This window comes from Streptomyces sp. NPDC093225 (genome assembly GCF_044753805.1).
Taxonomy (GTDB): Bacteria; Actinomycetota; Actinomycetes; order Streptomycetales; family Streptomycetaceae; genus Streptomyces.
In genome coordinates this window covers 119,250-145,136 of the sequence record NZ_JBIVNX010000009.1, presented here as the reverse complement: position 1 = coordinate 145,136, position 25,887 = coordinate 119,250, and the positions used below count along the sequence as shown (strand labels likewise).

Genomic DNA, 25,887 nt, shown 5'->3' with positions numbered 1-25,887 from the left:
AGTCGGACCATGACCTACGACATCCCCGCCGCCGAGCGGGCCCTGGCCTTCGGTCGGGCCGCGCGCGCGTACGCCGCGTACCGGCCGGAGTACCCGGCGGGCGTCTTCGACACCGTGGAGGAGTTCGGCGGGCTGCGGCTGGCCGGGGCCCGGGTGGCCGACGTGGGCACCGGCACCGGGCTGGCCGCCCGGGCGCTGCGCGAGCGCGGGGCACGGGTGACCGGGGTGGAGCCGGGGGCCGGGATGGCGGAGCAGTTCCGGCGCGAGCTGCCGGACGTGCCGCTGGTGCGCGGCGACGGCAACCGGCTGCCGCTGGCGGACGGCTCGCTGGACCTGGTCGCGTACGCCCAGTCCTGGCACTGGACCGACCCGGCGCGCGCCGTGCCCTCGGCGCTGCGGGTGCTGCGGCCCGGCGGCGTCCTCGCGCTGTGGTGGAACGACCCCGACCCGGCCGTGCCGTGGGTGGCCGAGCAGCAGGCCCGGATCGCGGCACGGTTCGGCGAGGGCTACTACATCTCCGACCGCACCCTGCCGGCCGGTCTCTCCTGGCGCACCCGGGAACTGCGTTGGTCGCGCCGGGTCTCGATCGACTTCCACCTGGCGAAGCTGGCCACGCATTCGGCGTTCATCGTGCTCGGCGAGGCCCGCGGGGCGGAGTTCCTGGCGACGGAGCGCGCGCACCTGCTGCGGCACTTCCCCGACGGCGGGCTGGACGAGCCGTACGTCACCACCGTCTCCGTCGCGGTCCGCCCCGCGGACAGGTCCTAGTACTCCAGCAGTACTTCGCGGTTTGACCTGGGGAAACGCGGCCGAAGTGGTGCCCAACGCATAGCCGCGTCTGCCGTAACGGGCGGCAACGGCCCAGGCGCGAACCCAGCACCGCCCTGCCCCGCGTGCTGATCAGCGGAGACTGCATGATGGGGTTCATGAAGTCTCTCACCGCGGCGGGGCTGCGCATCGTGGAGGAGTGGACCGCGCCCGACGGGCTCGTTCCGCCCACCGTCACCGGACAGGCGCCGAGCGTCCCGTTCGAGGACGGGCGCGTCGAGGTCTTGAGGGACTTCCTCGATCCGCTCCTCCAGGAGAAGGCGAACGCCGACTGGTACCGGCTGGCGGTCGAAGGAGGACTCTTCTCCGAGACCGACCGCAGGTTCCTGATCGCCCTCAGCCCCGGCCGGGACCGCCTCTCGCGATGGCACTGCGTCGAGCTGCAGAGCGAGTGGGACATCATGGGCAAGGGCGCTGACGGGCTGCTCGGCAGCGCCCCCTACCGGCCCGAGTTCGGCATGCTGTCGCTCGACGGGAACGTGCTGTGCTTCGCCACGACGTGGGAGCACGCGATCAGCACCTCGGTGCTGAAGGCGCCGCACCGTTCGCAGGTCCTCCGCCGCTGGGCGGAGTGGCTGACGGACGGCTCCATGGACGATATGGGCGAACCGAACGACCTGCCGCTGAGCGTGGCGGCACGCCGCTGGCTCGACCACCACTAGGCTCCAGGCCGCGGCGGAAGTCGGCGTTCGCTCCGTATCCGGTGTCCGCGACCACCGCAGCAGGCCGCAGCCCGATCCCTGCGAGTTCGTCGAGCATGTCCAGGGCGCGCTGCCAGGCGCGAACACCTCGGAGGTGAACTCCTCCAACCGACCCCGCACCGCAGCAAGCTCCCCAGCCCTCATACGGCCAGCGAACTACCAGACACCCGAAGTGACGAGACCAGCTGACAAAGCCCTACTGGGCGAGCAGCCCGAGCAGCCGGCCCACGGCGTCGGCGACGGGCTGGCCGACCGCGCCGACGGCGGCGGCGATCTGTGCGACGGACGCCAGGACGAGGCCGTTGCGGCGCAGGGCGGTGCGGTCGGGGACGAGTTCGGGCAGGGCCTCGTCGACGGTCCGCTCCTGCTCGGGCGAGAGGTGCCGGCGCAGCTCGCCGAGGAGGCGGGTCAGCTCCTCGACGGCGGCGCCCAGCTCGGTGTCCCGGGCGGGGCCGCCCGCCGTGCCGTAGTTGATGCCGATGTTCTCGCGGCCGCCGTGCATGTTGACCACGGGGCCGTAGTAGTTCGACGCGTCGCTCACAGCTTGAACCCCGTGTTCCCCCGCCCGCCCTGCATGTGGACGACGGGACCGTAGTTATTGGTGTTGTTGCTGTTGAGCTGCTGTACGACCGCCGTGAACTCGGCGTCAGGATGGTCGATCGCGTGCACGATCTGTCCGGCGATCCGCCGCAGCTCGTCCATGCTCGGCAGGGTCACGAGCACCGCGGAGCCGCCGGCGGTCTCGACGGCCAGCACCGGTTTGGACTGCTCGAACAGCTTCAGGACGAAGACGAGCAGGGGCACCAGGACGGGGAGCGGTCCGGGGCCGCGCTCGCCGGTGCTGCCGCCGTTCGCGACGTAGGCCGCGGCGTAGACCAGGACGATGGCGGCCGCCTCCCACTTCAGGAAGCGGACGAACGTCGTACCCCACCGGGGTCCCGATCGGAACGCGTCGACCCAGGTGATGTTGTGCAGCGGCAGGGCCGCCGAGCCCACCCAGAGCATCCGGCCGTCGACCTTGAGGACCAGCATCCGCCGCTTGCCTCGCGACTGCAGCAGCTGTGCCGGCTGCGCCGGCGGCTCGGACGGTGGCGGTGGCCCGACGGTTCCTTTGACGTCCATGTGCGTCCCCCGTTCCCCTTGACCGGCGCACGCGCGCCGCGGGGCTCCATTAAGCGCCTCCGGGGGACGGGGAGGCAGCCGAGATACGGCCATTCCCGCCACGGCGGCCGGAAGTCTGCCCCGAGGCGGGGGGCTACGCTCCCGCGACCAGCATGCCGCCCATGGCCAGCATCGTCGCCGCGACCAGGCCGTCCAGGACCCGCCAGGCCTTCGGGCGGGACAGGACGCCGCTCAGCAGCCGGGCGCCGAAGCCCAGGGTGAAGAACCAGCCCAGGCTGGCCAGGGCCGCGCCCGCGCCGAAGGCCCAGCGCAGGTCGCCGCGGTCGGAGGCGAGCGAGCCGAGCAGGAGCACGGTGTCGAGGTAGACGTGCGGGTTCAGCCAGGTCATCGCCAGGCAGGTCAGGACCGCCCGCCGGGCGGAGCCCGCCGCCGGCCCGGACGACGTGAGCGCGGCGGCCGGGTCCGGGCGCAGCACCCGCCGGGCCGCCAGGACGCCGTAGCAGAGCAGGAACGCGCCGCCCGCCAGACCCACCGCGGTCAGGGCGGCCGGCCACGCCGTGACCACCGCGCCGACGCCGGCCACGCCGAGCGCGATCAGCACCGCGTCGGAGACGGCGCAGATGGCGACCACCGCGAGGACGGCGTGCCGGCGGGCGCCCTGGCGCAGGACGAAGGCGTTCTGCGCCCCGATGGCCACGATCAAGGAGAGTCCGGTGCCGAAACCGGCGACGGCGGCGGCGAGGATGCTGCTGGTCATGAGGTCGACCGTAAGCACCGTGCGGAAGTGAGTACAGCTAAAGATTCTTAAGTACCCTTAGCCGTACTTATGGACGAGCTTCCGCTGGACCAGGTCCAGACGCTGCTCGCGGTGGTCGACGAGGGCACCTTCGACGCCGCGGCCGCCGTGCTGCACGTGACCCCCTCCGCCGTCAGCCAGCGCGTCAAGGCGCTGGAGCAGCGCACCGGGCGGGTACTGCTGATGCGCGGCAAGCCGGTACGGCCCACCGAGTCGGGCGAGGTGGTGGTGCGGTTCGCCCGGCAACTGGCCCGACTGGAGCAGGACGCCCGCGCCGAACTGGGACTGGCCGGGGACCAGGGCCCGGCCCGGGTGCCGATCGCGGTGAACGCCGACTCGCTCGCCACCTGGTTCCTGCCGGCCCTGACCCGGGTGCCTCAGGATCCGCCGATCTGCTTCGAGCTGCACCGGGAGGACGAGTCCCACACCACCGCCCTGCTGCGCGAGGGCCGGGTGATGGCCGCCGTCACCTCCTCGCCCGACCCGGTGGCCGGCTGCACCGTACGGCCGCTGGGGGCGGCCCGCTACCTGGCCGCGGCCGCACCGGAGTTCGTCGCCCGGCATCTGACCGGGACCCTGGCCGCGGACCTGCGGGAGGCCCCGCTCGTGGTCTTCGACCGGCGCGACGAGCTCCAGGACGCGTTCGTGCGGTCCCTCACCCGGGGACGTGCGCAGGCCGGGCCGATCCGCCACCTGGTGCCCACCTCGGACGGCTTCCGGGACGCGGTGGCCGCCGGGTTCGGATGGGGGCTGGTTCCCGAGCCGCAGGCCGTGCCGCTGCTGCGGTCCGGCCGGCTGGTGGAGCTGGCGCCCGACCGGCCCATGGACGTACCCCTGTACTGGCAGCAGTGGAAGCTGGACTCGCCCGCCCTGGCCGCCGTCGCCGGGGCCGTCGCGGCGGCCGCCGCCGAGGCGCTGCTGCCCCCGCCCGGCGGCCGCTCCCAGCGCGGCGGCCGGTCCTAGCGCGGCGGCCGGTCCTAGCGCGGCGGCCGGTCCCAGCCCGGTCCGGGTCCGGGTCGGCGGTCCTCGTCGGTCCGGGTACCGCGGCCCGTACCGCCCACCGGGCGCGGCCCGAGGCGCGGACCCGCTCGCCCGGGTCCGCACGCTCAAGGCGGAGCGGGGGCTGGACATCTGGCTCTGCGGCGGCGGCCGACTGGCCGGTCCGCCAGCACCTCCGCGTAGCCCGCCCCCACCCGGCCCCCACCCGCGCCGGGCCCTTCGCGCCCTACGCGCTCTGACCCCCGTCCACCGTGAACTCGGCACCCGTGACGTACGAGGACGCGTCCGAGACGAGGAAGAGGACCAGGTCGGCGACCTCGCCGGGGTGCCCCATCCGGCCGAGCGGCACGTGCGACCAGTCCTTGTCCGCGACCGCCGCGATCATCGGGGTGTCGATGGCGCCGGGGTGCACGGAGTTCACCCTGATCCGGTGCGGAGCGAGGTCCAGCGCACCGGACCGGGTCAGGCCGCGCAGCCCGAACTTGGTGGACCCGTAGGCGGCGTGGCCGCGCAGGCCGACCAGGCCGGCGAGGGACGACACGTTCACGATCGCGCCGCCGCCGGCCTCCTTCAGGGCGGGCAGGACGGCCTGCATGCCGAGGAACGGCCCCAGCAGGTTGACGGCCAGCAGCCGCTCGAAGTTCTCGCGCGTCTCGTGCTCGACGGACGCGGTGCGCCACAGGGCCGCGTTGTTGACCAGGGCGTCGATCCGCCCGTACGCCTCCAGGGTCCGCTCCACCACCTCCGCCCAGCCGTCCTCGCGGGCCACGTCGTGGCGCACGTACAGACCGCGACCGCCCAGGGACCGCGCGACCTCGGCGCCCTCGGCCTCGCGGAGGTCGGTGACGACGATCCGGGCGCCGGCCTCGGCGCACCGGGCCGCCTCGGCCGCGCCCTGACCGCGTGCGGCGCCGGTGATGACGACCACCTTGCCGTCCAGCGAGATCATCCGTCTTCCACTCCCCCACAGAACGGACCGTCAGATATGACGATTAGTCATATACGAAGCTCCGCGGACTGGGAAGACGAACGGCAGCGCCGCCGGACCCGACCGCGCGATCGGCCCGAGCGCAGTGGCCTCGGCAGGCCGCCGGCGGACCGGCACGCCGGGATCGCACGCGGCTGACCCCACTTCGCGGCGGCACGCGCTTTCATGGCTCCATGACCGACAACTGGGCAGACTTCGAAAAGGCCGAACCGGAGTTCTCCGAGGCGGTACGGGCCCGCTTCGCCGCATACCCGCACCACGTGCTGGCCACCCTCCGCAAGGACGGTTCGCCCCGGCTGACCGGCCTGAACGTGGAGATCCGGGGCGGGGAGCTGTGGCTGGGCATGATGCCGGGCTCGCTCAAGGCGCACGACCTGCGCCGCGACCCGCGCTTCGCGCTGCACTCCAACCCGGGTCCGGACGACGCGATGCCCGAGGGGGACGTACGGATCTCCGGGCGCGCGGTCGAGGTCACCGAGCCGCCCGAGCTGCACCGGTACGCGGAGGAGGCCGAGGAGTCCGGCGAGGTGCACCCCGACCACGTGTTCCGGACGGAACTGACCGAGGTCGTCCGCATCACGGTCGACCAGGACGCCGACGAACTCGTCGTCACCACCTGGCACCCGGGCTCCCCCAAGCACACCCTCCGCCGCGGCAACGACGAGGAACCCGCCCGCGAGGCCCCCGAGTCCCCCGAGTCCTGACCGACCCCCCGGCGCAGCCGGCGCGACGACCGCGCTGGTCGTGACGGCCAGGCCGGGCAGGCCGGGCAGGCCGGGCAGGCCGGCGGCATCCGACGCCGGCCCCCGCCGCCTCCGCCGGCGCACGCGCGGTACCCGCGCGGGTACCTCTCAGCGCAGGTCGGGCGGGGTGTACTCCCGCCAGTACCGGGAGCCGCCCATGAAGGACCCCAGTACGGAGGCAGGCACGGGCTCCGCCGCCGGCACCCGGCGCACCACGCGGCAGGGACGCTCCGCGCTGATCCGGTAGACGCGCCCCCACCGGGAGACCAGCCAGCCCGGCTCCGTCCCGACGCCGTCCATCGCCCAGCCCACTGCGCGGAACCATGCCCTGCGGCGGATCCGGGCGGCGCCGAGGAGGCACTGCTCCTTCATGGCGCGGCGGACCACCCGCCCGAACCGGCGTGCGGACAGGTCCGGCAGCCGGTACGCCCGCCACAGATCGGGATGCGGGCCCATCCCGTGCCAGCGGAGGTACTCGCGCACCTGCTTGAGGGTGGCGGCGGGAAGGGCGGCCCGCCTGGCCTCCTCCAGGACCTGCCGCCGGCGTTCCTCCTCGGCCTGCTCCGCCCGCCGTGCGGCCTCGACCTCCCGGGCGCTCCGGTGGCGGTCCGCCGCGTCCTTCGCGCACACGAACCCGCCGTCCGTCCGCGTGCCGTCGTCCCGGCAGGTCGGGGTACCGCAGTCCGCGCACGGCCGCTCGGCGTAGTTGCCGCACGGGCAGAGCTCCGCGTCCACCGGCGCGTCCCCGTCCGCCGCGGCGTCGTAGCGGTTCCCGCAGACGGCGGTCACGGTCTGGTGGACCGGCCGGGGGTACGGGGGGTTGAACGGATCGGGGATCACGGTCGTCACGACTCGCTGGACGGTGCCGGTGCACTCCCAGCGCCCCGGAGCCACCGGTCGCCGCCCCGCACCGCCGCACCGCGGACATGTCGTGCTCATACCGCCCCGCCCTTCGGAGGGCGCCGAGTCTAGCGGCGCGGGGCATCGTGCGGACGGCGAACGGACGGGGCCGCACCACGGGTTCGGGGCCGCGCGGCCCCGGACACGCCACGGCGCCCGCGGGTCCGGTCGGGGACGGGCGGGCGCCGTGTCGAGTGCCGTACGTCGTTGTACGGACCGTATGAGGGGTCGCCCCGGGAGGGGGCGGGTACTGCGGGTGCTGCGTCAGACCGCGAGCGCGCGGTCCGTGGGCTTGACCGGGTAGGGCAGGGTGCTCGTGCCGGTCAGGAAGCGGTCCACGCCGCGGGCCGCGGAGCGGCCCTCGGCGATGGCCCACACGATCAGGGACTGACCGCGGCCCGCGTCACCGGCGACGAAGACGCCGTCGACGTTGGTGGCGTACGAGGCGTCGCGGGCGATGTTGCCCCGCTCGTCCAGCCCCAGGCCGAACTGCTCGACGAGGCCGTTGGCCTGGTCGGTGCCGGTGAAGCCCATGGCCAGGGTGACCAGCTGCGCCGGGATCTTCCGCTCGGTGCCCTCGCGCTGGACCAGCTTGCCGTCCACGAACTCGACCTCGACGAGGTGCAGCCACTGGACGTTGCCGTCCTCGTCGCCCTCGAAGTGGGTGGTGGAGACGGAGTAGATCCGCTCGCCGCCCTCCTCGTGCGCCGAGGTGACCTTGTACAGCATCGGGAAGGTCGGCCAGGGCTGGGAGGTCGCGTTCCGCTCCTCGTTCGGGCGGGGCATGATCTCCAGCTGGGTGACCGAGGCCGCGCCCTGGCGGTGGGCGGTGCCGACGCAGTCCGCGCCGGTGTCGCCGCCGCCGATGACGACCACGTGCTTGCCCTCGGCGGTGATGGGGGGCGCCACGAAGTCGCCCTCCTGCACCTTGTTGGCCAGCGGCAGGTACTCCATCGCGAAGTGGATGCCGTTCAGCTCCCGGCCCGGCACCGGCAGGTCGCGGGAGACCGTGGCGCCGGCGGCGATGACCACGCCGTCGAACCGCTTGCGCAGGTCCGTGGCGGTGATGTCGCGGCCGACCTCGACGCCGGTGCGGAACTTGGTGCCCTCCGCGCGCATCTGCTCGATGCGGCGGTTGATGTGCCGCTTCTCCATCTTGAACTCGGGGATGCCGTAGCGCAGCAGGCCGCCGATGCGGTCGGCGCGCTCGTACACGACCACGGTGTGGCCGGCCCGGGTCAGCTGCTGGGCGGCGGCCAGGCCGGCCGGGCCCGAGCCGATCACGGCGACGGTCTTGCCCGACAGGCGCTCGGGGGCCTGCGGGGTGACGTCCCCGCTGTCCCACGCCTTGTCGATGATCGAGACCTCGACGTTCTTGATGGTGACGGCCGGCTGGTTGATGCCGAGCACGCACGCCGACTCGCACGGAGCCGGGCACAGGCGGCCGGTGAACTCCGGGAAGTTGTTGGTGGCGTGCAGCCGCTCGGACGCGGCGCCCCAGTCCTCGCGGTACGCGAAGTCGTTCCACTCGGGGATCAGGTTCCCGAGCGGGCAGCCGTTGTGGCAGAACGGGATGCCGCAGTCCATGCAGCGGCCGGCCTGCTTGCTGATGATCGGCAGCAGGGAGCCGGGGACGTAGACCTCGTTCCAGTCCTTCAGCCGCTCCTCGACGGGGCGGGAGCAGGCGGTCTGGCGGGTGGTGGTGAGGAAGCCCTTCGGGTCAGCCATGGGTCGCCGCCTCCATCATCTTCTCGGTGGTCTCGGACTCGGAGAGTCCGGCCCGCTCAGCGGCGTCCTTGGCGGCGAGCACAGCCTTGTACGTGGTCGGGATGATCTTGCTGAAGCGGTCCACGGCGACGGACCACTCGTCGAGGAGCTTCGCGGCGACCGTGGAGCCGGTCTCCTCGTGGTGGCGGCGCACCACGTCGTGCAGCCACTGCTTGTCGTCGTCGCCCAGGGCCTCGACGGCCTCCAGGTTGCCGACGTTGACGTTGTCGCGGTCGAGGTCGATCACGTACGCGACACCGCCGGACATGCCGGCCGCGAAGTTGCGGCCCGTCTCGCCGAGGACCACCGCGCGGCCGCCGGTCATGTACTCGCAGCCGTGGTCGCCCACGCCCTCGGAGACCACCAGGGCGCCGGAGTTGCGGACGCAGAAGCGCTCGCCGGTGCGGCCGCGCAGGAACATCTCGCCGCCGGTGGCGCCGTAGCCGATCGTGTTGCCGGCGATGGTGCTGTACTCGGCGAGGTGCTCGGCGGCGCGGTCCGGGCGGACCACGATGCGGCCGCCGGACAGGCCCTTGCCGACGTAGTCGTTCGCGTCGCCCTCCAGGCGGAGGGTGACGCCCTTGGGCACGAAGGCGCCGAAGGACTGGCCGGCCGAACCCGTGAAGGTCAGGTCGATGGTGTCGGCGGGCAGGCCCGCACCGCCGAACCGCTTGGTGACCTCGTGGCCGAGCATGGTGCCGACGGTCCGGTTGATGTTGCGGATCGCGACCTGGGCGCGGACCGGCTGGGCCGCCTCGGCGGACTCCGCGTTCAGCGCGTCGGCCGCCAGCTTGATCAGGTCGTTGTCCAGGGCCTTCGCCAGGCCGTGGTCCTGCTCGACCAGGGCGTGGCGGACCGCGCCCGCGGGCAGCTCGGGCACGTGGAAGAGCGGCTCCAGGTCCAGGCCCTGCGCCTTCCAGTGGCTGACGGCCTCGGTGGTGTCCAGCAGCTCGGCGTGGCCGACGGCCTCCTCGAGCGTACGGAAGCCCAGCTCGGCCAGCAGCTCGCGGACCTCCTCGGCGATGAACTCGAAGAAGTTCACGACGAACTCGGCCTTGCCGGAGAAGCGCTCGCGCAGCACCGGGTTCTGGGTGGCGATGCCGACCGGGCAGGTGTCCAGGTGGCAGACGCGCATCATCACGCAGCCGGAGACCACCAGCGGGGCGGTCGCGAAGCCGAACTCCTCGGCGCCCAGCAGGGCGGCGATGACGACGTCGCGGCCGGTCTTGAGCTGGCCGTCGGTCTGGACGACGATCCGGTCGCGCAGGCCGTTGAGCAGCAGGGTCTGCTGGGTCTCGGCCAGGCCGAGCTCCCAGGGGCCGCCCGCGTGCTTGAGCGAGGTGAGCGGCGAGGCGCCCGTACCGCCGTCGTGGCCGGAGATGAGGACCACGTCCGCGTGCGCCTTGGAGACGCCCGCGGCGACCGTGCCGACGCCGACCTCGGAGACGAGCTTCACGTGGATGCGCGCGACCGGGTTGGCGTTCTTGAGGTCGTGGATCAGCTGCGCCAGGTCCTCGATGGAGTAGATGTCGTGGTGCGGCGGCGGGGAGATCAGGCCGACGCCCGGGGTCGAGTGCCGGGTCTTGGCCACCCACGGGTAGACCTTGTGGCCGGGCAGCTGGCCGCCCTCGCCGGGCTTGGCGCCCTGGGCCATCTTGATCTGGATGTCGTCCGCGTTGACCAGGTACTCGCTGGTGACGCCGAAGCGGCCGGAGGCGACCTGCTTGATGGCGGACCGGCGGGCCGGGTCGTACAGGCGCTCCGGGTCCTCGCCGCCCTCACCGGTGTTGGACTTGCCGCCCAGCTGGTTCATGGCGACCGCGAGGGTCTCGTGCGCCTCCTGGGAGATGGAGCCGTACGACATGGCGCCCGTGGAGAAGCGCTTGACGATCTCGGAGACCGGCTCGACCTCGTCGACGGAGATCGACGGGCGGTCGGACCTGAAGCTGAACAGGCCGCGGAGCGTCATCAGGCGCTCGGACTGCTCGTTCACCCGGTCCGTGTACTTCTTGAAGATGTCGTACCGGCGGTTGCGGGTGGCGTGCTGGAGGCGGAAGACCGTCTCCGGGTCGAACAGGTGCGGCTCGCCCTCGCGGCGCCACTGGTACTCGCCGCCGATCTCCAGCGCGCGGTGCGCCGGGGCGATGCCGGAGGCCGGGTAGGCCTTGGCGTGCCGGGCGGCGACCTCCTTGGCGACGACCTCCAGGTCGGCGCCGCCGATCTTGGTGGCGGTGCCGTTGAAGTACTTCTCGACGAAGGCCTCGTCCAGGCCGACGGCCTCGAAGACCTGCGCGCCGCGGTAGGAGGCGACGGTCGAGATGCCCATCTTGGACATGACCTTCAGGACGCCCTTGCCGAGGGCGTAGATCAGGTTCTTGATGGCCTTCTCGGGCTCGATGCCCTCGATGAAGGTGCCGGCCCGCAGCAGGTCCTCGACCGACTCCATGGCCAGGTACGGGTTGACGGCGGCGGCGCCGTAGCCGATGAGCAGCGCGACGTGGTGGACCTCGCGGACGTCGCCGGCCTCGACCAGCAGGCCCACCTGGGTGCGCTGCTTGGTGCGGATGAGGTGGTGGTGGACGGCGGAGGTGAGCAGCAGCGACGGGATCGGCGCGTGCTCGGCGTCGGAGTGCCGGTCGGAGAGGACCAGCAGGCGGGCGCCGCCCTCGATGGCCGCGTCGGCCTCGGCGCAGATGGCCTCGAGGCGGGCGGCCAGGGACTCGCCGGCGCCGCTGACGCGGTAGAGGCCGGAGAGCGTGACGGCCTTGAGGCCCGGCAGGTCGCCGTCGGCGTTGATGTGGATGAGCTTGGCCAGCTCGTCGTTGTCGATCACCGGGAACGGCAGCAGGACGTTGCGGCAGGTCGCGGCGGTCGGGTCCAGCAGGTTGGACTGCGGGCCGATGTGCGAGCGCAGCGAGGTGACGAGCTCCTCGCGGATGGCGTCCAGCGGCGGGTTGGTGACCTGCGCGAACAGCTGGGTGAAGTAGTCGAACAGCAGGCGCGGGCGCTCGGAGAGGGCCGCGATCGGGGAGTCCGTGCCCATGGAGCCGATCGGCTCGGCGCCGGTGCGGGCCATCGGGGCCAGGAGGACGCGGAGCTCCTCCTCGGTGTAGCCGAAGGTCTGCTGGCGGCGGGTGACCGAGGCGTGGGTGTGGACGATGTGCTCGCGCTCGGGGAGGTCCTCGAGCTCGATCTCGCCGGCCTCCAGCCACTCGGCGTACGGGGCCTCGGCCGCGAGCGCGGCCTTGATCTCGTCGTCCTCGATGATCCGCTTGGCGGCGGTGTCGACGAGGAACATCTTGCCGGGCTGCAGGCGGCCCTTGCGGACGACCTTGGCGGGGTCGATGTCGAGGACGCCGACCTCGGAGGAGAGCACGACGAAGTCGTCGTCGGTGACCCAGTAGCGGCCGGGGCGCAGACCGTTGCGGTCGAGGACCGCGCCGACCTGGGTGCCGTCGGTGAAGGTGACGCAGGCCGGGCCGTCCCAGGGCTCCATCATCGTGGAGTGGAACTGGTAGAAGGCCTTGCGGGCCGGGTCCATGGAGGTGTGGTTCTCCCACGCCTCGGGGATCATCATCAGCACCGCGTGGGGCAGCGAGCGGCCGCCGAGGTGGAGCAGCTCCAGGACCTCGTCGAAGGAGGCGGAGTCGGAGGCGTCCGGGGTGCAGATCGGGAAGATCCGCTCCAGGTTCTCGCCGAAGAGGTCCGAGGCCAGCTGGGACTCGCGGGCGCGCATCCAGTTGCGGTTGCCCTTGACCGTGTTGATCTCGCCGTTGTGGGCGACGAAGCGGTACGGGTGGGCGAGCGGCCAGCTCGGGAAGGTGTTGGTCGAGAACCGCGAGTGGACCAGGGCGATCGCCGAGGCGAAGCGGCGGTCGGAGAGGTCCGGGAAGAAGGGCTCCAGCTGGCCGGTGGTCAGCATGCCCTTGTAGACGATGGTGCGGGCCGACAGCGACGGGAAGTAGGTGGCGGCCTCGCGCTCGGCGCGCTTGCGCAGCACGAACGCCTTGCGGTCCAGCTCCAGGCCGCTGGTCCCGTTGCTCACGAAGAGCTGGCGGAAGGCCGGCATGGTGGCGCGGGCGCCGTTGCCGAGCAGGTCCGGGGTGACCGGGACGTCGCGCCAGCCGAGGACCGTCAGGTCCTCCTCGGCGGCGATGGCCTCGATCTTCTCGACGGCGGCGGCCTGTGCGGAGCCGTCGCCGTCGGTGGCGGCGGGGAGGAAGGCGATGCCGACGGCGTACGCGCCGGCCTCGGGGAGCTCGAAGCCCGCGACCTCGCGCAGGAACGCGTCGGGAACCTGGGACAGGATGCCCGCGCCGTCGCCGGAGTCCGGCTCGGAGCCGGTGGCGCCGCGGTGCTCGAGGTTCCGCAGTACGGTCAGCGCCTGCTCAACGAGGGTGTGGCTGACCTCGCCGGTGAGGTTCGCCACGAAACCGACGCCACAGGCGTCCTTCTCGTTGCGCGGGTCGTAGAGGCCCTGCTGGGCGGGGCGACCGTCCATGGGCGACCAGGCGGTGCTGCTGGGGCCGGTCGCGGAGTGCGTGGATGCGGAACGCATCGGCTCTCCCGTCGTCGTCGTGGCATGTGCATGTGCCGAGGGACGACGTTGGCCCTCTGCGAAATTGCGTGCAGGTTACATGATGGCCGCAATCCCGGGAACCGGATACTGCATTCCAGCATGCGGACTGCACGAGGCAGAAAAGGAGGACCTTCGCAGGTGCGGAGCACGGGTCGGAGGTCCCGACTGAGGAGTGGGCTTCATTGCCCACGGGGGCTTCCCCCAGGATGCGCCGGGGGAGCCTGACTGTCATGCCCGGCCGACACGCATTCGAAACGGCCGGGAAACGGAACTATCGCAGAATACTCATGTGGCGCGATGCATAGCGTCTCAGCGCGCGCGAGGGCTACCCTACGGCCCCGCCGATCAGGCTGCCCAGGACGTACGTCACACCGGCCGCCGCCCCGCCCAGCACGAGCTGGCGCAGACCGCTGAACCACCACGTGCGGGCGGTCACCCGCGACACCACGGCCCCGCACAGGAACAGCCCCAGCAGCGCCACCAGCACGGCGGGCCACAGCGCGGTGGCGCCCAGCAGGTACGGCAGGACCGGGACCAGGGCGCCGAGCGCGAACGAGCCGAACGACGACACGGCGGCGACCAGCGGCGAGGGCAGGTCGGCCGGGTCGATGCCGAGTTCCTCGCGGGCGTGGATCTCCAGGGCCTGCTCGGGATCGCGACTGAGCTGCATCGCGACCTCGCGGGCGAGCGCGGGCTCGACGCCCCGGGAGACGTACAGCTCGGCGAGCTCCTCCATCTCGTCGACCGGGTGCTTGCGCAACTGCCGCCGCTCGACGTCGAGTTCGGCGAGCACCAGCTCGCGCTGCGAGGCGACGGAGGTGTACTCGCCGGCGGCCATGGAGAACGCGCCGGCGGCCAGGCCCGCGAGTCCGGTGATGACGACGGTGGACGGGGCGACCGCGCCGCCCGCCACGCCCGTCATCAGGGCGATGTTGGAGACCAGCCCGTCCATGGCGCCGAACACCGCGGGGCGCAGCCAGCCGCCGTTGACGTCACGGTGGGTGTGGTTGTCGCGGTGGGCGGTGTGCAGCGGCGCTTCGATGTCGATGATGGACATGCTCGGTTCCCCTATCCCCTCGTCGTGCGGGCCGGCCGCGGTGGGTGCGCGGCGGGCGTCGGGTCCGTACGTCGGGCTCGCGCGTCGGCGGTGACGGCGGCGGGCGCCGTCGGGTGCCGGCGCGCCGGGCGCGGTGGCGCGCGGGCGCGTTCGTACGGCGGAGCACGTGGTGCCCCGCTCCCCCTGAACACCTCGAAACTACGCACGATTCGAGCCGCCCGCCAGCAAGGTAGGCCGTACTTACCTGCGCTTTTGCCACTCGGGCGGGGTCGGGTGCGGGCCGTCGGGGACGGCGCGCGCACCCCTCGGACACGGTCCGCGCGAGACGGCGCGCGCGACGCGCTGCCCGCCATCGGGCAACGCCTCGGCGACCGGGTGACGCGGGTGTTTCGCGCGCCGCCGCGCGCCCCCCGGCATGGCACAAATCCCCCAAGGGATCCGAGCGCGGGTCCCACCAGTGGAGAGGCGCGCCATGGAGCAGATCGCATGCAATCCGCAGGTCCTCCTGGAACGGGCCAGAGGCGCTCTGATGGGCCTGGCGGTGGGCGACGCGCTGGGGGCGCCCGCGGAGAACATGAAGCCCTCGGAGATCAGGGCGCGTTGGGGCCGGATCGAGGGCTTCGTCTCCGACGACCCGGCCGGCACGGACGACACGGAGTACGCCATCTTCTCCGGCCTCCTCCTCGCCCGGCACGGCTCCGCGCTGACCGTCTCCCACGTCGAACGCGCCTGGCACCACTGGATCGCCGACCTCGACGAGGGCCCCTTCCGCGGGGCCGGCTTCTCGGAGCGGGGCACCCTGGAGAACCTGCGGCGCGGACTGGCGGCTCCCATCTCGGCGCAGCACCGGCACGCGTGGTCCGACGGGCTCGCCATGCGGGCCGCCCCGTTCGGGGTGTTCGCGGCGGGGCGCCCCGCCGAAGCGGCCCGGCTGGTCGCCATCGACGGCTCGGTCAGCCACGACGGCGAGGGCATCTACGGCGGCCAGGCGGTGGCGGCCGGCGTCGCCGCCGCCATGGCCGGCGGCTCGCCCGCCTCGGTCGTCTCGGCCGCCCTGTCGGTCATCCCCTCCGACTCCTGGACGGCCCGCTCGCTGCGCCGGGCCGTCACCGCCGCCCCGCGCGGCGAACGGGCGGTGCGCTCGGCGGTGGTCATCGGCGGGTACCCCTGGACCGACCTGGCCCCCGAGGCCGTGGGGTTGGCCTTCGGGGCCTTCGCGGCGGCCGCCGGCGACTTCTCCGACTCCGTCCTGACGGCGGTCAACATGGGTCGCGACGCGGACACCACCGCCGCCGTCGCGGGCGCCCTGTCCGGCGCGCTGTCCGGCGCCGCCGCCATCCCCGCCGCGTGGTCCTCGGCCATCGGGCCGGTCCGCGGGAGCTGCCTGCCCTCGATGCGCGGCTACCACGTCCTGGACATCGCGGACCTCCTCACCCCCGAATGCGAGCCCGCGTCATGACCCCCTTCGACCCCGCCGGCGACCGACCCGGCGACCCCGCGACGACCCCGCCCCCGCCCCTGGGCCCGCCCCTGCCGGCGGCGGCCCCGAGCCCGCCCGACGAGGCCGTGCGCCCCACCGCCGGCCCGGCCACGGAGACGGCGCGGTCCGGCGGCCCCGTCGGGCCGACCGACGCACGGTCCGGAGCACCCGTCGCCGAGGGCGGCGTACCGACCTCCGTCCCCGTGCCCGCGCACGCCGAACGGACCGCCACTCGGACGCCCGAGAGCGGCGTACGCTCACCTGCCTCACCTGCCTCACCTGCCTCACCTGCCTCGCCCGCCTCCGCGCCCGGGGCCGTCCGGGTGTCCGGGCCCCCCGCGCCGACGGTCCGGCAGGCCGCGCAGGCCGGCCGGGCCGGGCGGATCCCGCCGGCCCCGCAGGGCGACGTACGCGGCGCGGAGGAGGCGGCGTGGCGGCGCGACCGGATCGAGGGGCTGCTGCTCGGGCTCGCCGCCGGGGACGCCGCCGGCTGGCCGGCGGCCCGCCACCGGGCCAGCCGCATGCCCGAGTGGACCCGACGCCTCACCCGCGAACTCGACACCTTCGCCGAGCAGAACGCGACCACCACCCTGCCCGTCCCGATCGCCCTCAACCAGCCACCCGAGCCGCTCCGCCTCGGCCCGTCCGACGACGCCGAATGGGCCGCCTTCGCCGCCGAGTCGGTACTCACGGCCGCCGGGGTGCTGCTCAGCGACCTCAGCCGGTCGCGCCGGATGCGGGCCGCCATCGACCTCGCCTGGAACGCCCTGGCCAGCGAGATCGCCGCCGCCGCCGAACGCGCCCCCGAGGTCGAGTCCGCCGTCCTGCCGCTGCGCGCCCGGATCTCCGTACGGGCCGGGCTCGGGAACCTGGCCGCGGGGCTGCGGCCGCCCGCGACCGGCCACGACAACCCGCACTACTTCGACGACGCCGCCTGCGTACGCGCCGCCGTCCTGGCCGTGGTGCACCCCGGGGACCCGCGGGCCGCCGCGGACCTCGCGGAGTTCGACGCTCGGTACACGCAGGACGGCGACGGGGTGCACGGCGCCCGCGCGATGGCCGCGGCCGTCGCGACCGCCCTCGGCCGGCAGCCCGACGGCCCGGCCGCGACGGCCGCCGCCGGCGTGGAGGCGGCGGTGGACGCCGCGCTCGCCCAACTGCCCGCGGGCACCGAGATCGGCCGCAACGCCCGGGCCGCGGTGGCCCTCGCCCGGTCCGACGCGGCCGAGGGCGGTGCCTTCGGCCTCGTCCCCACGCTGGAGCACGAGATCGTCGACCACGTCTACAGCTACGGCATCGCCGCCGCCGAGACCGTCCCCGTCGCCCTCGCCCTCGCCACGGCCGCGCGCGGGCGCGTCGCCGAGGCGGTGCCCGCCGCCGCCTGCCTCTCCCGCGTCGCCGACTCCGCCCCGGCGCTCGTGGGCGCGCTCACCGGCGCCCTCGGCGGCGGCGCGGGCCTGCCGGCGCCGTGGCGCACGGCCTGCCGGACCCTCTCCGGCTGCGCACTGCCCCGGCTCGCGGGCACGGACCTCGTGGAACTCGCCGGACTGCTCAGTCGTACGGAACTGACCTCACCCAAGGGATGATTCGGACATGACGCTCACTCTGGAAGACCGGGCCGCCGGCTGCCTCGTCGGAGCGGCGGTCGGCGACGCGCTCGGCGGGCCCGTGGAGGGCTGGACGCCCGATCAGATCCTCGAACGCCACGGCGGCCGCGTCACCGGCGTGGTCGGCCCCTGGTACGAGGACTGGCGCACGGCGCGCCCGATCGCCCCGTACCACAAGGGCGACGGCCACGTCACCGACGACACCCTGATGTGCCACGCGCTGGTCCGCGTCTACGAGAAGGTGCGCGACCACCTCGACGCGTACGCCGTCGCCGACCACCTCGTGCCCGACCTCATGGGCACGCCCCGCTGGATCCCGGAGCTGGAGGCCGAGGCCCTGCCGCTCCACCGCGTGTTCCTGGCCGAGAAGTGGATCGTGGCGCGGCTGCACTACGGGCACGTCGACCCCCGCGAGGCCGGCTCCGGCAACATCGTCAACTGCGGCGCGGCGATGTACATGGCGCCGGTCGGGGTGGTCAACGCGGGCGATCCGAGGGCCGCGTACGCCGAGGCGCTGGACGTCGCGGGCGCGCACCAGTCCTCGTACGGGCGGGAGGCCGCCGGGGTGTTCGCGGCGGCGGTCGCGGCGGCGTTCACGCCGGGCGCGACGGTGGACACGGTGGTGTCCGCCGCCCTGTCGCTGGCCAAGGACGGCACCCGCGACGCGATCGAGGCCGTCGTCGAAGTGGCCGCCGGACACCGGGACTTCGAGTCGGCGCTCGGGCCGCTGCGGGCCGCGGTGGCCCCGTACGACTCGGTCGGCCCGAACTACCGGCGGCCCTCGATGGACGCGCGGCGGCCGTCGCGGCTGCACGCGATCGAGGAGCTTCCGGTGGCCCTGGGCATGCTGGTCGTGGGGGGCGGGCGGTACGAGGCGTCCGTCCTCGGCGCGGTCAACTACGGCCGGGACTGCGACTCGATCGCCACGATGGCGGGGGCGGTCGCGGGCGCGCTGGGCGGCTCCGCCGCCGTGCCGGCGGCCTGGGCGAAGACCGTCGCGGAGGCCAGCCGGCTGGACCTGCACGCGCCCGCCGAGGCCCTCGCCGCCGTCGCCCGCGAGGTCTTCGCCCTCGACCGGGCCCGCCGCGACGCCCACGAGTCCGCCTTCACCGCCCTGGCGGCCGCCCCGTGACGCTCGCACCCGCCCCGGACCCCGCGGCCGCGAGCGGCCCGGGGCCGGGAGCGACGGGCCCCCGCGAGCCCGGGGGCGCGAGCACGTCGGCCGACGGGCCGGCGACGGGCCGGGAACCGCTGCGGGTCACGTGGGTGCAGCCGGAGGACCTGATCGGCCACGAGCTGCGGCAGGCGGCGGAGGACGGCCGGGACGCCACGGACGTCGAACGCGCCTGGCTGGCCGCCGGCGGCCACCCGGCCCCCATCCGGGCCGGTGCCTCCCCCGCTCCCCCGACCCGCCCGGACCTGCGCCCCCTGGCCGAGCGCCTGCTGGACGAACTGGCCACCCGCCCCTCCCCCCTCACACCCCGCGAACCCACCACCTGGCTCCCCGACGGCGGCGACACCCGCCGCGCCCGGCCGACCGGCGCCCTGGAGGCCCGCCTCCACGCGGCCTGGCTCGGCAGAGCGGCCGGCTGCCTCCTCGGCAAGCCCGTGGAGAAGCTCCCGCTCACCGCGATCCGGGCCCTCGGGAGCGCGGCCGGCAACTGGCCGCTCCGCACCTGGTTCACCGCCCGCGGCGTCCCCCCGGCCCTCCTGGCCGCCCACCCCTGGAACCGCCGCTCCGCCGCCACCTCCCTCGCCGAGAACATCGACGGCATGCCCGAGGACGACGACCTCAACTACCCCCTCCTGAACCTCCTGCTCCTCCGGCGCCACGGCAAGGACTTCCGGACCGCCGACGTCGCCCGCGTCTGGCTGGACGAACTGCCGGCCGGGCGGACGTTCACCGCCGAGCGGGTGGCGTACCGCAACCTGCTCCTCGGCGTGGAGCCGCCCGCCACCGCAACCCACCGCAACCCCTTCCGCGAGTGGATCGGCGCCCTCATCCGGGCCGACGCACACGGGTGGACCAACCCCGGCGACCCGGCGCGCGCGGCCGCGCAGGCGTACCGGGACGCGGTCCTCACCCACACCGCGAACGGCGTCTACGCAGCCGTGTTCACCGCCGCCGCCCTGGCCGCCGCGGCCTCCGGCACCGCCGACGTGCACACCGCGCTGCGCACCGGGCTGGCGCACGTACCGCCCGGCTCGCGGCTGGCCGGGGCGGTCCGCTTCGGGATCGCGACGGCCGCCGCGGCCGACCCCGGCCCCGGCGGCTTCGACGCGGTGGCCGACGCCCTGCACCGGCGGTACGGGCACTACCACTGGGTGCACGCCGTCCCCAACACCGCCCTGATCGCGGCCGCCCTCACCCACGCCGACGGGGACTTCTCCGCGTCCGTCTGCCGTGCGGTGTCGGGCGGTTGGGACACCGACTCCAACGGCGCCACCGCCGGCTCCCTCGCCGGACTGCTGGCGGGCGGCCCGGAGCACCTCCCCGCCCGCTGGACCGCACCCTTGAAGAACCGCCTCGCCACCAGCATCCCCGGCTTCGACGGCATCGGCTTCGACACCGTGGCCGCCCTCACCGCACAGGAGGCAACCCGCCCGTGAACCCGCCCGACAACCCGTCCACGCCCCCGTCACGGACCCCGCCCGACAACCCGGTCTCGAACCCGCCCGCGCACCCGTCCACGCCCCACGAGCCGGCCCGTACGGCCGCCGCTCGCCCCGCGCCCGGGGCCGCGGCCCGCCCCGCCGTCGCCGTCCTCGGCAGCACGAACATGGACCTGGTCGCCTACGTCCCCAAGGCCCCCCGGCTCGGCGAGACCGTCACCGGACGGGAGTTCCGCACCGTCCCGGGCGGCAAGGGGGCCAACCAGGCGGTGGCCGCGGCCCGTTCGGGAGGCGCCGTGACGATGATCGGGGCGGTCGGGGCCGACGGCTTCGGCGTACGGCTGCGCACCACCCTCACCGAGGCCGGCATCGACACGGCCGGCCTGCGCACCGTGGAGGGGGCCAGCGGCACCGCGCACATCACCGTCGACGACGAGGGCGGCAACGCCATCGTCGTCATCCCCGGCGCCAACGGCACGGTCACCCACCTCGAACCCGGCGACGAGGCCCGCATCGCCGCCGCCGGCACCCTGCTGCTCCAGCTCGAACTGCCCATGGCCGGGGTGCTCGCGGGAGCCCGCGCGGCCCGGGCGCACGGCGTGCGGACCGTCCTGACGCCCGCACCCGCACAGCCCCTCCCCCCGGAAATCCTCGCCGCCACCGACCTCCTGGTGCCGAACGAGCACGAGGCGGCCGCCCTGACCGGCCTGACCGACCCGCGGCAGGCGCTGGCCGCACTGCTGCACGAGGTTCCGGAGGTGGTCGTCACGCTGGGCGCGGCGGGCTGCCTGTACGGCGCGCGGGGGGCCGAACCCCTTGCTGTGCCGGCGCCGCGGGTGCGGGCGGTGGACACGACGGCGGCGGGCGACACGTTCGTCGGCGCGCTGGCGGTGGCGCTGGGCGAGGGCAGGCCGGTGCCCGAGGCCCTGGGCTGGGCCTGCGCGGCGGCCGCGCTCTCGGTGCAGCGCCCCGGCGCGTCCGCCTCGATGCCGCTGCGGGACGAGATCACCGCCCTCGCCGCGGAGCACCGGCCGTGACCGGCACCGCCGCCCCCGCCGGCACCACCGCCCCCGCCGCCCCGCTGGCCGGTCTGCGCGTCCTCGACCTCGCCACGCTCTTCGCCGGCCCGCTCGCGGCCACGCTGCTGGGGGACTTCGGCGCCGAGGTCGTCAAGGTCGAGCACCCGCACCGCCCCGACCCCTCCCGCGGCCACGGTCCCGCCAAGGACGGCGTCGGCCTGTGGTGGAAGCTGCTGGGCCGCAACAAGCGCACCGTCACGCTCGACCTCTCCACCCCCGGCGGCCGCGACGTGCTGCTGCGCCTCGCGGCCGGCGCCGACGTCGTGGTCGAGAACTTCCGCCCCGGGACGCTGGAGAGGTGGGGCCTGGGCTGGTCCGAGCTGAGCGCCGCCAACCCCGGCCTGGTGCTGGCCCGGGTCACCGGCTTCGGGCAGTTCGGCCCGTACGCGCACCGCCCCGGCTTCGGCACCCTCGCCGAGGCCATGAGCGGGTTCGCCGCCATCACCGGCGAGCCGGCCGGGCCCCCGACCCTCCCGCCGTTCGGCCTCGCCGACTCGATCGCCGCGCTGACCACCGCGTACGCCGTCATGACCGCGCTCGCCGCGCGCACCCGCACCGGCCGCGGCCAGGTGGTCGACCTCGCCATCATCGAGCCGATCCTGACCGTGCTCGGCCCGCACCCCCTCTGGTACGACCAGCTCGGCTACGTCCAGCCGCGGACCGGCAACCGTTCGACCAACAACGCGCCGCGCAACACCTACCGCACCGCCGACGGCCGCTGGCTCGCGGTGTCGACCTCGGCCCAGTCCGTCGCGGAGCGGGTGATGCACCTGGTCGGCCGCCCGGACCTGATCGCCGAGCCCTGGTTCGCGACCGGCACCGGCCGCGCCCAGCACGCCGACGAGCTCGACGAGGCGGTCGGCGGCTGGATCGCCCGCCACAAGTCCGACGAGGTGGTCACCGCCTTCGAGGAGGCCCAGGCGGCGGTGGCCCCGGTGTACGACGTGCGCGACGTGATGGCCGACCCGCAGTTCGCCGCCCTGGACACGGTCACCGAGGTCCAGGACCCCGAACTCGGCCCGATCCGCATGCAGAACGTCCTCTTCCGGCTCTCCGAGACCCCCGGCGGGATCCGCTGGGCGGGCCGCCCGCACGGCGCCGACACCGACGCCGTCCTGGCCGAACTGGGCCTGTCCGCCGCCGAGATCGCCGCCCTGCGCGAGGCGGGCTCGCTGTGACCGCCGACCCGGCGCCGCGCGCCGCCCGCCCGGCCCCGCCGTCCCCGGCCGTGCCGGCCGGGGCCGCCGCCCACCCCACCTGGCTGACCTGGCTGTACGCGCCCGGGGACCGGCCCGAGGTGGTCGCCAAGGCCCTGCTGTCGGGCGCGGACGTGGTGATCGTCGACCTGGAGGACGGGGTGGCGCCCGACCGCAAGCCGTACGCCCGCGAAGCCACGGCCGAGCTGCTCGGCGCACGGCCCCCGGTGCCCGTCCACGTCCGGGTGAACCCGCTCGGCTCCCCCTGGTTCGACGCCGACCTGGCCGCCCTCGGCGCCGCCCGGGGCCTGTCCGGCCTGCGGCTGCCCAAGGTGGTCGACCCGGCCGAGGTCGTCGGGGTCGCCGAGCGCACCGGCGGCACGGCCCTGTACGCGCTGCTCGAATCGGCCCTCGGCATCGAGCGGGCGTACGCCATCGCCCGCTCCCACCCCGCCCTGCGCGGGCTCGCGCTGGGCGAGGCGGACCTGCGGGCCGACCTCGGGGTCACGGCGGAGGCGGGCCTGGACTGGCCGCGCTCGCGGGTGGTCGTGGCGGCCCGGGCCGCGGGCCTGGCCCCGCCGGCCCAGTCCGTCCACCCCGACCTGCGCGACCTCGACGGCCTCGCGGCCTCCTGCGCCCGCGGCCGGGCGCTCGGCTTCCTCGGCCGGGCCGCGATCCACCCGCGCCAGCTGCCGGTGATCGAGCGGGCGTACCTGCCGACGGCGGCCGAGGTGACGGCGGCCGAGGAGGTGGTCGCGGCGGGCGCCGCCGGTGGCGCCACCTCGCTGCCCGACGGCCGGTTCGTCGACCCGGCCGTGGTCGCGGGCGCCCGCCGCGTCCTCGCCCTCGCCGCCCGGGGAACGGCCCGGACGTCTCCTGCGGCCACGACGGAGGAGGGGGTGGGGCCCGCCTGACGACGGGTCCCACCCCCTCCTGCGCCCGCGCGTCCGGCCGCGTCAGTTGGTGAAGTACATGTACTGCCAGGACGAGAGCGTCGTGGTGTTCACGTAGTCGCCCGAGGCGTTGTTGACGTACCCCGAGCGGACCCGGGCGCGGATGCCCGACGCGTTGGGGGCGCCGAACCGGACGGCGACCTTGCCGTTGGGGGCCAGCGCGAAGAACTCCGGGTTCGCCGGGTACCAGCGCCCGCCCGAGTAGACCTCGAGCTCGAAGCGCGCCTTGCGCCCCGGGTAGTAGGTCATGGTGCTGGTCGCGATCGGCGAGGTGGTCTTGCGGAACCAGCGGTACGGGACGCTGCCGATGTTGCCCCACTTGTAGTGGCCGCTGAGCGTGGTGGCGACCTTGACCCTCGCCAGCCCGGTCACCGTCACCTTCTTCGGCGCGTAGCGGGCGTCACCGGCGAAGGACGCGACCACGGTGGTGTCCCGGGTCATCGTCAGCTTGACCCCGATGTTGCCGCGGGCGTCCACCAGGGCCCGGTGCACGAGCTTGTTCGGCCTGTCGCCCCCGTAGGGATCGGCCCACAGCTCGACCGTGCGGTTCTTGTACGTCGCGCCCAGGTGCGCGATGAACCAGACCTGCGCGCCGTAGTCGAAGGTCTTGTTGTTGTTGGAGAGGGTCAGCGTGGTCGCGGCCCGCGACACGGTCACCGGGAACGAGGCCTTGGCGGGGGCGTACGCGGCGTCGCCGGCGTAGCCGACCTGGTAGGTGACCTTGCCGCCGGCGGGCGGGGTGTCCTTGACCGTGAACGCGCCCTTCGCGTCCACCTTCACCGGGGCCAGCACCTTGCCCTGCGGGGACTCCAGGTCGGTCCGGGTGACCGACACCGGCGTCCCGGCGGGCAGCGGCAGGCTCGCGCCGATCTTGCCCGTCAGGGTGAGCGCGGCACCGCGCGTCGCGGTGGCCGGCCCGGTCAGGGTGGCCGTGGTGACGTACTGGCGGGGGTCGGTGAGCACCCGCAGCGCGGTGGTCGGGGTGGTCCAGTTGTCGTTCACGGCGAACAGGGTGCTGCCGGCCGGCGCCCAGGCGAGGCCGCGCCGGGCCAGGCCGTACTGGGGGAAGAGCTTGCGCAGGCTGGCCGGCTTGCCGGCGCCCTGGGTGAACACGGCGAGGTCGGGGTCGTCCGAGAAGCCCCTGGTGCCGGCGGCGACGGTGCCGTCGGGCGCGACGGCGACGCTGCTCGGCTCGTCCACCAGCGGGTAGAAGCCGACCTGCTTCAGGTCGGAGAGCTGGTACTCGACGATCCCCTTGGCCGAGCCGGCCACGACGAGGCGCGTGCCGTCCGGGGTGAAGTCGGCGTCGTACCAGAAGCCGCCCTTGTCGTCCTGGACGCTCACCACGGGAGCGGCACCGGTGGTGTCGTAGACGACGACCGGGCCGGAGCTGATGCCGTGGTCGAGGGCGACGAGCTTGCCGGGCGCCTTGGGGTCGGTGCGCAGCAGCGGCGGGGTGGCGAAGTCGTGCCCGGCCTGCTGGTCGTCGTAGGTGGTGGTGACGGGCCCGTCCGGACCGCTCGGGTCGATCGAGCCGAGCCCGGAGCTCCACTGGTCTCCGAAGGAGAACCAGATGCGGCCGTTCTCGCCGGCCGCGACCTGGGACGGCTCGCTGCCCGCACCGGTGGGGTACGAGGCGGTGACCTCGAGCGTGGCCGTGTCGACGGCCACGACCTTGTCGGCGTAGCGGACGGCGGCGTAGAGCGTGGCCGAGTCGGCGCTCAGCGCGAGGTCGCTGACGCCCCGCAGACCGGTGACCGTGCCGACGGTCCGGCCGGCGTAGTCGGTGACGAGGATGCCGTCGCCGCTCTTGTCGCCGAGGAAGAGCCGGTGGTGCACGCCGTCGACGACGGTGTCGCTGAAGCCGCTGACGGGCACGTCGGCACGGCTGTCGGCGACGGCCGGACCGGCCGCGAGCACGGCGGAGCCGAAGACGGCCGCGAGGGTGACCGCGGCCGTGAAGGTGCGCGTACGCACGATGTGGATACCCCCCTGGAAGTCCCGCCCGAGGGGCGGGTGACACGACACGGCCCGCCGCCCGGGGCGCGGCCGCCCCGGCGGGGGCGGGGCGCGGGTGCACGACCGTGCCCGCAGGCTACGACATCGCCCGCGGGCCGCCGACAGGGGGCCACCCGGTCGGGGAAATGCTTTGCGGACGGCCGGCCCGGCCCCGGATGCTGGTCCGATGCCGGGACAGGGGAAGCGCAAGCGCAAGCGGGAGCGGGAACGCGCCCGGGCCGAGGCCGCCCGGCCCACCGGGCGCTGGCAGCGGGTCTGGGAGGGGGACTCCGACGCGGAGCTGCGGGCCGTCGTCCGGCGGCTGTACGCCGAGGACCCGGACCTGGCCCCCGACGACCTGCGCATCGACATGTTCTGCGGCCGCCTGGTCAACCCGACGGGCTACGCGGTGAGCCTCTTCGTGCCGGACCCGGTGGTCTGACCGGCCCCGGTGGGGGCGGCGCTCGGTTCCGGAAACGCC

At 74.6% G+C, this 25,887-nt stretch carries 21 protein-coding genes and 1 pseudogene; 12 read left to right on the top strand and 10 right to left on the bottom strand.

All coding sequences use genetic code 11. The features are described from left to right. Nucleotides 1-9: 9 nt before the first annotated feature. Nucleotides 10-768: a class I SAM-dependent methyltransferase gene (locus tag ACIQCH_RS11450; protein WP_402580417.1), complete on the top strand. Its 759-nt coding sequence runs from the start codon at nt 10-12 to the stop codon at nt 766-768. Between the two features lie 158 nt (nt 769-926). Further along, on the top strand, nt 927-1,490 hold the full coding sequence (locus ACIQCH_RS11445; RefSeq protein WP_402580415.1) for a hypothetical protein: 564 nt from the start codon (nt 927-929) through the stop codon (nt 1,488-1,490). On the opposite strand, the pseudogene ACIQCH_RS11440 reads toward ACIQCH_RS11445, so the two are convergent. From ACIQCH_RS11440 to ACIQCH_RS11425, 4 genes and pseudogenes are all read right to left on the bottom strand, one after another. After that, nucleotides 1,441-1,587, bottom strand: a pseudogene (locus tag ACIQCH_RS11440) (hypothetical protein); the annotation flags it as partial. The gene ACIQCH_RS11445 and the pseudogene ACIQCH_RS11440 overlap by 50 nt on opposite strands. Nucleotides 1,588-1,725: 138 nt before the next feature. Beyond that, nucleotides 1,726-2,070 carry a hypothetical protein gene (locus ACIQCH_RS11435; protein ID WP_402580413.1) on the bottom strand — a complete coding sequence of 115 codons (345 nt, stop codon included), beginning with the start codon at nt 2,068-2,070 and terminating at the stop codon, nt 1,726-1,728. Further along, nucleotides 2,067-2,651: a DUF6232 family protein gene (locus ACIQCH_RS11430; RefSeq protein ID WP_402580411.1), complete on the bottom strand. Its 585-nt coding sequence runs from the start codon at nt 2,649-2,651 to the stop codon at nt 2,067-2,069. The genes ACIQCH_RS11435 and ACIQCH_RS11430 overlap by 4 nt, the downstream gene beginning before the upstream one ends. A gap of 133 nt (nt 2,652-2,784) precedes the next feature. After that, a complete protein-coding gene (locus tag ACIQCH_RS11425) occupies nt 2,785-3,408 on the bottom strand; it encodes a LysE/ArgO family amino acid transporter (protein ID WP_402580409.1) in 624 nt (207 codons plus the stop codon). A gap of 69 nt (nt 3,409-3,477) precedes the next feature. On the opposite strand from ACIQCH_RS11425, the gene ACIQCH_RS11420 reads away from it, so the two are divergent. Further along, nucleotides 3,478-4,410 (top strand): LysR family transcriptional regulator ArgP, encoded by a 933-nt coding sequence (locus tag ACIQCH_RS11420; protein WP_402580407.1) that lies wholly within the window; start codon nt 3,478-3,480, stop codon nt 4,408-4,410. Between the two features lie 262 nt (nt 4,411-4,672). Here ACIQCH_RS11420 and ACIQCH_RS11415 read toward each other — a convergent pair whose 3' ends face one another. Beyond that, the gene (locus tag ACIQCH_RS11415; protein WP_402580405.1) at nt 4,673-5,395 is read right to left on the bottom strand and encodes a glucose 1-dehydrogenase; all 723 of its coding nucleotides are present in this window, start codon (nt 5,393-5,395) and stop codon (nt 4,673-4,675) included. A gap of 212 nt (nt 5,396-5,607) precedes the next feature. Between ACIQCH_RS11415 and ACIQCH_RS11410 the strand changes: the two genes are divergently transcribed. Beyond that, nucleotides 5,608-6,138: a pyridoxamine 5'-phosphate oxidase family protein gene (locus ACIQCH_RS11410; RefSeq protein WP_402580403.1), complete on the top strand. Its 531-nt coding sequence runs from the start codon at nt 5,608-5,610 to the stop codon at nt 6,136-6,138. 147 nt (nt 6,139-6,285) lie between these two features. Here ACIQCH_RS11410 and ACIQCH_RS11405 read toward each other — a convergent pair whose 3' ends face one another. The 4 genes from ACIQCH_RS11405 to ACIQCH_RS11390 all read right to left on the bottom strand — a co-directional run bounded on the left by ACIQCH_RS11405 (nt 6,286) and on the right by ACIQCH_RS11390 (nt 14,480). Next, a complete protein-coding gene (locus ACIQCH_RS11405) occupies nt 6,286-7,026 on the bottom strand; it encodes a hypothetical protein (protein ID WP_402580401.1) in 741 nt (246 codons plus the stop codon). A gap of 315 nt (nt 7,027-7,341) precedes the next feature. Beyond that, the gene (locus tag ACIQCH_RS11400) at nt 7,342-8,805 is read right to left on the bottom strand and encodes a glutamate synthase subunit beta (RefSeq protein WP_402580399.1); all 1,464 of its coding nucleotides are present in this window, start codon (nt 8,803-8,805) and stop codon (nt 7,342-7,344) included. Further along, nucleotides 8,798-13,345 carry a glutamate synthase large subunit gene (gene gltB, locus ACIQCH_RS11395; RefSeq protein ID WP_402580485.1) on the bottom strand — a complete coding sequence of 1,516 codons (4,548 nt, stop codon included), beginning with the start codon at nt 13,343-13,345 and terminating at the stop codon, nt 8,798-8,800. The genes ACIQCH_RS11400 and gltB overlap by 8 nt, the downstream gene beginning before the upstream one ends. A gap of 403 nt (nt 13,346-13,748) precedes the next feature. Beyond that, complete coding sequence (locus tag ACIQCH_RS11390) at nt 13,749-14,480, bottom strand: VIT1/CCC1 transporter family protein (RefSeq protein ID WP_402580397.1); 732 nt, start codon at nt 14,478-14,480, stop codon at nt 13,749-13,751. 472 nt (nt 14,481-14,952) lie between these two features. On the opposite strand from ACIQCH_RS11390, the gene ACIQCH_RS11385 reads away from it, so the two are divergent. The 7 genes from ACIQCH_RS11385 (at nt 14,953) to ACIQCH_RS11355 (ending at nt 23,369) form a co-directional block, all read left to right on the top strand. Then, nucleotides 14,953-15,939, top strand: a complete 987-nt coding sequence (locus ACIQCH_RS11385) for an ADP-ribosylglycohydrolase family protein (protein WP_402580395.1) — start codon at nt 14,953-14,955, stop codon at nt 15,937-15,939. Next, on the top strand, nt 15,936-17,546 hold the full coding sequence (locus ACIQCH_RS11380) for an ADP-ribosylglycohydrolase family protein (RefSeq protein ID WP_402580393.1): 1,611 nt from the start codon (nt 15,936-15,938) through the stop codon (nt 17,544-17,546). The genes ACIQCH_RS11385 and ACIQCH_RS11380 overlap by 4 nt, the downstream gene beginning before the upstream one ends. Nucleotides 17,547-17,553: 7 nt before the next feature. Then, the gene (locus ACIQCH_RS11375) at nt 17,554-18,699 is read left to right on the top strand and encodes an ADP-ribosylglycohydrolase family protein (RefSeq protein WP_402580391.1); all 1,146 of its coding nucleotides are present in this window, start codon (nt 17,554-17,556) and stop codon (nt 18,697-18,699) included. Nucleotides 18,700-18,818: 119 nt separating this feature from the next. Then, nucleotides 18,819-20,177, top strand: a complete 1,359-nt coding sequence (locus ACIQCH_RS11370) for an ADP-ribosylglycohydrolase family protein (RefSeq protein WP_402580484.1) — start codon at nt 18,819-18,821, stop codon at nt 20,175-20,177. 170 nt (nt 20,178-20,347) lie between these two features. After that, nucleotides 20,348-21,217: a ribokinase gene (locus ACIQCH_RS11365; RefSeq protein WP_402580483.1), complete on the top strand. Its 870-nt coding sequence runs from the start codon at nt 20,348-20,350 to the stop codon at nt 21,215-21,217. After that, on the top strand, nt 21,214-22,437 hold the full coding sequence (locus ACIQCH_RS11360) for a CaiB/BaiF CoA transferase family protein (RefSeq protein ID WP_402580389.1): 1,224 nt from the start codon (nt 21,214-21,216) through the stop codon (nt 22,435-22,437). Before ACIQCH_RS11365 ends, ACIQCH_RS11360 begins: the two co-directional genes overlap by 4 nt. Before the next feature lie 50 nt (nt 22,438-22,487). Further along, on the top strand, nt 22,488-23,369 hold the full coding sequence (locus ACIQCH_RS11355; protein ID WP_402580482.1) for an HpcH/HpaI aldolase/citrate lyase family protein: 882 nt from the start codon (nt 22,488-22,490) through the stop codon (nt 23,367-23,369). A 42-nt stretch (nt 23,370-23,411) separates the two neighbouring features. On the opposite strand, the gene ACIQCH_RS11350 is transcribed toward ACIQCH_RS11355, so the two are convergent. Further along, entirely contained in the window at nt 23,412-25,385 is a 1,974-nt protein-coding gene (locus ACIQCH_RS11350) for an Ig-like domain repeat protein (protein ID WP_402580387.1), read from the bottom strand. A 208-nt stretch (nt 25,386-25,593) separates the two neighbouring features. Here ACIQCH_RS11350 and ACIQCH_RS11345 point away from each other — a divergent pair, with 208 nt between their 5' ends. After that, entirely contained in the window at nt 25,594-25,848 is a 255-nt protein-coding gene (locus ACIQCH_RS11345; RefSeq protein ID WP_402580385.1) for a hypothetical protein, read from the top strand. Nucleotides 25,849-25,887 lie beyond the last annotated feature (39 nt).

Bases quoted from the DNA above. Each gene is read 5' to 3' on its own strand.
- ACIQCH_RS11450 (WP_402580417.1), top strand. From the start codon at position 10: ATGACCTACGACATCCCCGCCGCCGAGCGGGCCCTGGCCTTCGGTCGG.
- ACIQCH_RS11445 (WP_402580415.1), top strand. From the start codon at position 927: ATGAAGTCTCTCACCGCGGCGGGGCTGCGCATCGTGGAGGAGTGGACC.
- ACIQCH_RS11430 (WP_402580411.1), bottom strand. From the start codon at position 2,651: ATGGACGTCAAAGGAACCGTCGGGCCACCGCCACCGTCCGAGCCGCCG.
- ACIQCH_RS11425 (WP_402580409.1), bottom strand. From the start codon at position 3,408: ATGACCAGCAGCATCCTCGCCGCCGCCGTCGCCGGTTTCGGCACCGGA.
- ACIQCH_RS11420 (WP_402580407.1), top strand. From the start codon at position 3,478: ATGGACGAGCTTCCGCTGGACCAGGTCCAGACGCTGCTCGCGGTGGTC.
- ACIQCH_RS11415 (WP_402580405.1), bottom strand. From the start codon at position 5,395: ATGATCTCGCTGGACGGCAAGGTGGTCGTCATCACCGGCGCCGCACGC.
- ACIQCH_RS11410 (WP_402580403.1), top strand. From the start codon at position 5,608: ATGACCGACAACTGGGCAGACTTCGAAAAGGCCGAACCGGAGTTCTCC.
- ACIQCH_RS11400 (WP_402580399.1), bottom strand. From the start codon at position 8,805: ATGGCTGACCCGAAGGGCTTCCTCACCACCACCCGCCAGACCGCCTGC.
- gltB (WP_402580485.1), bottom strand. From the start codon at position 13,345: ATGGACGGTCGCCCCGCCCAGCAGGGCCTCTACGACCCGCGCAACGAG.
- ACIQCH_RS11390 (WP_402580397.1), bottom strand. From the start codon at position 14,480: ATGTCCATCATCGACATCGAAGCGCCGCTGCACACCGCCCACCGCGAC.
- ACIQCH_RS11385 (WP_402580395.1), top strand. From the start codon at position 14,953: ATGGAGCAGATCGCATGCAATCCGCAGGTCCTCCTGGAACGGGCCAGA.
- ACIQCH_RS11380 (WP_402580393.1), top strand. From the start codon at position 15,936: ATGACCCCCTTCGACCCCGCCGGCGACCGACCCGGCGACCCCGCGACG.
- ACIQCH_RS11375 (WP_402580391.1), top strand. From the start codon at position 17,554: ATGACGCTCACTCTGGAAGACCGGGCCGCCGGCTGCCTCGTCGGAGCG.
- ACIQCH_RS11365 (WP_402580483.1), top strand. From the start codon at position 20,348: ATGGACCTGGTCGCCTACGTCCCCAAGGCCCCCCGGCTCGGCGAGACC.
- ACIQCH_RS11345 (WP_402580385.1), top strand. From the start codon at position 25,594: ATGCCGGGACAGGGGAAGCGCAAGCGCAAGCGGGAGCGGGAACGCGCC.